This is a genomic window from Streptococcus oralis, assembly GCF_001579175.1.
Taxonomy (GTDB): Bacteria; Bacillota; Bacilli; order Lactobacillales; family Streptococcaceae; genus Streptococcus; species Streptococcus oralis_O.
The window spans coordinates 477,927-483,206 of the sequence record NZ_KQ970759.1; the positions used below are offsets into that span (position 1 = coordinate 477,927).

The window sequence follows — 5,280 nt, forward strand, 5'->3', positions numbered from 1 at the left end:
CCGTGATATTATCGCTTATCTTAACCTCATTGCCAATCTGAGTGACAATATCAGTTTTGAGCGCATTATCAACGAGCCGAAACGTGGAATTGGGCCAGGTACTGTTGAGAAAATTCGCGACTTTGCTAACCTACAAGAGATGTCCATGCTAGACGCTTCAGCCAATATCATGCTGTCCGGCATCAAAGGAAAAGCAGCCCAGTCTATCTGGGAGTTTGCCAATATGATTTTGGATTTGCGAGAGCAACTGGATCAATTAAGCATAACAGAGTTGGTTGAAGCAGTTCTTGAAAAAACAGGTTATGTCGAGATTCTTAATACCCAAGCAACCTTAGAAAGCAAGGCTCGGGTTGAGAATATCGAAGAGTTCCTATCTGTTACTAAGAATTTTGACGACAATCCTGATAGTCAAGAAGAGGAAACAGGTTTAGATAAACTCAGTCGTTTCTTGAATGATTTGGCCTTGATTGCGGATACGGACTCTGGTAGTCAGGAAACATCGGAAGTGACCTTGATGACCTTGCACGCTGCTAAGGGACTCGAGTTCCCAGTTGTCTTTATTATCGGGATGGAGGAGAATGTCTTTCCGCTTAGCCGCGCAGCTGAGGATCCTGATGAACTGGAAGAAGAACGCCGTTTGGCCTATGTAGGTATCACGCGCGCGGAGAAAATCCTCTATCTAACCAATGCCAACTCTCGATTACTGTTTGGGAAGACCAACTATAACCGTCCAACACGTTTCATCAATGAAATCAGTTCGGACCTGCTTGAGTATCAGGGCTTGGCTCGACCAGCGAATACTAACTTTAAAGCATCTTATAGCAATGGTGGAGTGGCCTTTGGTCAAGGTATGAGCTTAGCCCAGGCACTTCAAGAAAGAAAACGCAAGGCTGCACCAAGCTCTATCCAGTCAAGTGGTCTCCCATTTGGACAATTTGCAGCCGGAAATAAAAAAGATTCGACTGATACAAGTTGGTCTATTGGGGATATTGCCCTTCACAAGAAGTGGGGAGAGGGAACAGTCCTTGAAGTTTCGGGTAGTGGCGATACGCAGGAACTGAAAATCAATTTCCCAGAAGTGGGGCTGAAAAAACTCCTAGCCAGTGTAGCTCCAATTGAGAAAAAAATCTAATTTTCCATCCTTCTCACGAATAATAAAGTGAGGAGGATTTTTATGTACAGTATTTCATTCCAAGAAGATTCACTCTTGCCTAGAGAAAGACTAGTTAAAGAAGGAGTAGAGGCACTGAGCAATCAAGAATTGCTAGCTATACTACTCAGAACTGGAACGCGTCAGGCAAATGTTTTTGAAATTTCCCAGAAAGTCTTGAACAGTTTGACCAGTCTAACTGATTTGAAAAAAATGACCCTGCAGGAATTGCAGAGTCTGTCTGGTATTGGACGCATTAAAGCTATTGAACTACAAGCAGTGATTGAACTGGGGAATCGCATTCACAAGCATGAAACTCTTGAGATGGAAAGTATTCTCAGCAGTCAAAAGCTAGCTAAAAAAATGCAACAGGAACTTGGTGATAAAAAACAAGAGCACCTAGTGGCGCTCTATCTCAATACTCAAAATCAAATTATTCATCAGCAGACCATCTTTATCGGATCCGCGACACGTAGCATTGCTGAACCGAGGGAAATCCTTCACTATGCCATCAAGCATATGGCGACTTCTGTTATTTTAGTCCACAATCATCCTTCAGGTGCAGTAGCACCTAGCCGAAATGATGATCATGTAACCAAGTTAGTCAAGGAAGCCTGTGAACTAATGGGACTGGTGTTTCTGGATCATTTGATTGTCTCTCATTCCGATTATTTTAGTTACCGTGAAAAGACTGATCTGATTTAAAGTTCATTAACAACATAGTCAAATAGTGTTTTATCCTTGGGGCGATTTTCAAATAGAAATTCTGGATGCCATTGGACGCCGAGAAATGGGATGTCATCTGTTGTTACGACTGCCTCGATAATCCTATCCTTGGGATCATAGGCCACAACCTTTAAATTTGGAGCCAAATCCTTGATACTCTGATGGTGGAAGGAGTTAATATGTGAGATTTCTCCGTAAATTTCTCTGAGAACAGTATCTGGTTCGGTAAGAAGTCGCTGGGTAGTGTATTCGGCTGAACAATCCTGCCAGTGGTCTTCGATATCTTGATGAAGTGTGCCTCCCATGGCAACATTAAAAAGCTGGGTACCACGACAAACAGAAAAAATCGGTTTTTTCTGTTGGATAGCTTCTTTGATAAGAGCTAGTTCAAAGATATCCCTTTGTAAATGGTAGTCATCGCTGTCAATTATTTTTGGCTCACCATAGAATTTTGGATCGACATTTTGCCCACCAGTTAGGATGAGTTTATCAATCATGCTAATATAGTGATGTGCCATTTCTTGGTCACCAATCGGAAGGATAATGGGAATTCCGCCAGCGTCCTTGACTCCTTCAACAAAGCCTTTTGCTGCATAGCTCATCATGATGTCATCATCTGGATGAGCTTTTTCATTTCCTGTAATCCCAATAACTGGTTTATTCATAAATGCTTTCGCTTTCTAATCCTCTTTCCGCATAAAATAGAGGAGAGTTTGGAGTTCACTTGTCAAATCGACGTACTGAACGACCACATCTTTTGGAAGGTGCAAGTGGACAGGAGAAAAACTGAGAATACCTTTTATACCAGCATCAACCAAGAGGTTGGCTACTTCTTGAGATTTGACACTTGGAACAGTCAGGATAGCAGTTTTGACATCTGCGTCCTTAATCTTTTCCTTGATTTGAGATATACCATAGATGGGAATCCCGTCAGCAGTCTGAGTACCGACTTCAGGATGGTCATCCAGGTCAAAGGCCATGATAATTTTCATTTTGTTGCGCTCGTGGAAGCGGTAGTGGAGAAGGGCATGCCCCATATTACCAATCCCAACCAACATAACATTGGTGATGGAGTTATCATTTAGGAGGTCAGCAAAAAACGTCATGAGTTTTTTAACATCATAACCAAATCCACGTCTTCCTAGTTCACCAAAGTAGGAAAAATCACGACGGACGGTCGCCGAATCGATACCGATAGCCTCTGCAATTTGTTTAGAGTTGGCACGTTCGATTTTTTCTGCATGAAATCTCTTGAAAATTCGATAGTAAAGTGAGAGTCTTTTTGCTGTTGCTTTTGGAATAGCAGACTGTTTTTCTTTCACAAAATCACAACCTTTCTATTCTTCTATTTTATAGAAACATTGTGAAAAAATCAACAAAAATAAGAAAAAACTAAGAAAATTCTTAGTTTTTATCTAAAAAATGGACTTGTGATAGAAATCGATAGAGATCTCCGACTAATCCTCGGTAGATCACTTTATCATTAAAGGTTAACGAGGTTACCAGAAATGTATCTGGTAGGGTCACGCATCCTGATAGGGATAACATGAGCTCATCGTAGTCGGTATATTCAAGCATGCGCTCAATTTGGTAACTATCTAGGTAGGTGAGACGATACATGAGGCCTTATCTTTCCTCTTTAGTGAAAATCCCACGTTCTACAAGACTATCCATGAGGAAGTAGAATTTTTCTTGGTGGATATGGTGTTCCTCTGATTTAAAGATATCTACCAAACGAAGACCGGATTTATCAGTAATGTTGAGTTTAACACCTGTAAGGTCTTTATTGATGATGATTTTTAGTTTGAAACCTTCACCACTATTAGGTACTTTCTCAAGTAGACGAGTCAGTTCGTAGTTTCCTACTTTTGTTTCAAAGAAAGTATTGTCTTTTAGTGTGAACTTTTTAACAGTTGGACTAAGTGTATAGTTGTAGCGACAGTTTTGTAGTTTAATGGTTTTTTCGAATGCCATTAGTTTAATCTCCAATAATATTTTTTAAGGTTTGTGCGAGTTGTTTCAGTTCTTCCTCAGTATTAAGAGGAGAGAGACTGATACGGACAGATTCTTTTAAACGAGGCGAATCGGGTCCATAGAAAGCTTCGAGTACATGACTGGTTTGCACAATACCAGCAGTACAAGCAGAACCAGTTGAAATTGAAATTCCCTCAAGGTCTAACCGAAGTAAAAGCAAATCATTTTTCTGACCAGGAAAACCGATATTTAAAACATAAGGCAGTTGGTTGCGACTTTCATTGAGATAGTAGTCTAAATCGGCAATCTCTTCTAGAAAAACTGTTTTAAGGGAACTTAGTTTTTGGTAATAATCAACTTGATAATCCAGATCTTCTTTGAGAGCAGCAACCATACCTACAATGGCTGCAAGGTTTTCTGTTCCAGCCCGTTTTTTTTGCTCTTGGTCCCCACCGTGAAGGTAGGAATCAAAGTCCATAGATGAAGCGTAGAGGAAACCAACTCCTTTTGGACCATGGAACTTGTGAGCAGAAGCGCTAAGGAAATCAATTCCTAATCCTTCGGGATGAATAGGAATTTTCCCGATAGCTTGAACAGCGTCTACATGATAAGCAGCAGGATGGTCTTTTAAAATATGTCCAATCTCAGCAATAGGCAAGAGACTCCCTGTTTCATTATTAGCATACATAGTTGAAACGAGGATGGTATCGTCACGTAAAGCTTCTTGAATCTGTTGGGCATCGATTTCTTGATTTACTGGTTGGATAACTGTCGCTTCAAAGCCAAAATGTTGAACCAGATAATCAATGGTCTCAAGGACAGAATGGTGTTCAATAGCTGTAGTGATGATATGTTTGCCACGTTCCTGATGACGGAGACAATAGCCAATGATAGCTGTATTGTTACTTTCTGTACCACCAGACGTGAAAAAGATATGTTGAGGTTTGGTTTCAAGTAAGTGAGCCAAGTCATGACGAGCTTCACGGAGCAGTTTACCAGCATGACGACCATGACTATGAATACTTGACGGATTACCATGGGTTTCTTGCATGACCTTGGTCATTTCTGCGATAGCTACAGCTGACATAGGTGTAGTTGCAGCATTGTCCAAATAAATCAAAGAATCACCTTATTTCTTTTTGTTGTAGGCAAAGAGTGGGCTGACTGGTTTTCTTTCGTGAATACGGATGATAGCATCACCGAGCAATTCGCTAGCAGTAATGTAACATACATTTTTAGGAGTTCTTTCTTTTGTTACTACAGAGTCCGTTACAAGGATTTCTTTAATGTTAGTTGCGTCTAGAAGTTCAGCAGCACCTTCTACAAAGAGGCCGTGACTAGAGACCGCATAGATTTCAGTTGCCCCTTCGCGTTCAACGATTTTTGCTGCTTCAGAGAAAGTACGACCAGTATTTAGGATATCGTCAATC

General features: G+C 40.8%; 7 protein-coding genes and 1 pseudogene. 2 read left to right on the plus strand and 6 right to left on the minus strand.

Features of this window, described 5'->3' with window-relative positions:
- Positions 1–1,132, plus strand: a 1,132-nt coding sequence (locus tag SORDD24_RS02400; RefSeq protein WP_196757259.1) for a 3'-5' exonuclease, incomplete at its 5' end; no start/stop codon positions are given.
- Between the two features lie 42 nt (positions 1,133–1,174).
- The gene (gene radC, locus SORDD24_RS02405; protein ID WP_049537481.1) at positions 1,175–1,855 is read left to right on the plus strand and encodes a RadC family protein; all 681 of its coding nucleotides are present in this window, start codon (positions 1,175–1,177) and stop codon (positions 1,853–1,855) included.
- On the opposite strand, the gene SORDD24_RS02410 is transcribed toward radC, so the two are convergent.
- The 6 genes and pseudogenes from SORDD24_RS02410 to SORDD24_RS02435 form a co-directional block, all read right to left on the minus strand.
- The gene (locus SORDD24_RS02410) at positions 1,852–2,541 is read right to left on the minus strand and encodes a gamma-glutamyl-gamma-aminobutyrate hydrolase family protein (protein ID WP_001040040.1); all 690 of its coding nucleotides are present in this window, start codon (positions 2,539–2,541) and stop codon (positions 1,852–1,854) included. The genes radC and SORDD24_RS02410 overlap by 4 nt on opposite strands.
- Positions 2,542–2,556: 15 nt before the next feature.
- Entirely contained in the window at positions 2,557–3,198 is a 642-nt protein-coding gene (locus SORDD24_RS02415) for a redox-sensing transcriptional repressor Rex (RefSeq protein ID WP_061407128.1), read from the minus strand.
- Positions 3,199–3,280: 82 nt separating this feature from the next.
- Positions 3,281–3,496 carry a DUF4649 family protein gene (locus tag SORDD24_RS02420; RefSeq protein WP_061407130.1) on the minus strand — a complete coding sequence of 72 codons (216 nt, stop codon included), beginning with the start codon at positions 3,494–3,496 and terminating at the stop codon, positions 3,281–3,283.
- A 6-nt stretch (positions 3,497–3,502) separates the two neighbouring features.
- A complete protein-coding gene (locus tag SORDD24_RS02425) occupies positions 3,503–3,850 on the minus strand; it encodes a DUF1831 domain-containing protein (RefSeq protein WP_000863530.1) in 348 nt (115 codons plus the stop codon).
- A gap of 4 nt (positions 3,851–3,854) precedes the next feature.
- The gene (locus SORDD24_RS02430; protein ID WP_061407132.1) at positions 3,855–4,970 is read right to left on the minus strand and encodes a cysteine desulfurase family protein; all 1,116 of its coding nucleotides are present in this window, start codon (positions 4,968–4,970) and stop codon (positions 3,855–3,857) included.
- Between the two features lie 9 nt (positions 4,971–4,979).
- A pseudogene (locus SORDD24_RS02435) lies at positions 4,980–5,280 on the minus strand (ribose-phosphate pyrophosphokinase); the annotation flags it as partial.

What these genes read in the sequence shown, in the direction of transcription:
- SORDD24_RS02425 (WP_000863530.1), bottom strand. Translation starts at nt 3,850, where the DNA reads ATGGCATTCGAAAAAACCATTAAACTACAAAACTGTCGCTACAACTAT.
- radC (WP_049537481.1), top strand. Translation starts at nt 1,175, where the DNA reads ATGTACAGTATTTCATTCCAAGAAGATTCACTCTTGCCTAGAGAAAGA.
- SORDD24_RS02420 (WP_061407130.1), bottom strand. Translation starts at nt 3,496, where the DNA reads ATGTATCGTCTCACCTACCTAGATAGTTACCAAATTGAGCGCATGCTT.
- SORDD24_RS02410 (WP_001040040.1), bottom strand. Translation starts at nt 2,541, where the DNA reads ATGAATAAACCAGTTATTGGGATTACAGGAAATGAAAAAGCTCATCCA.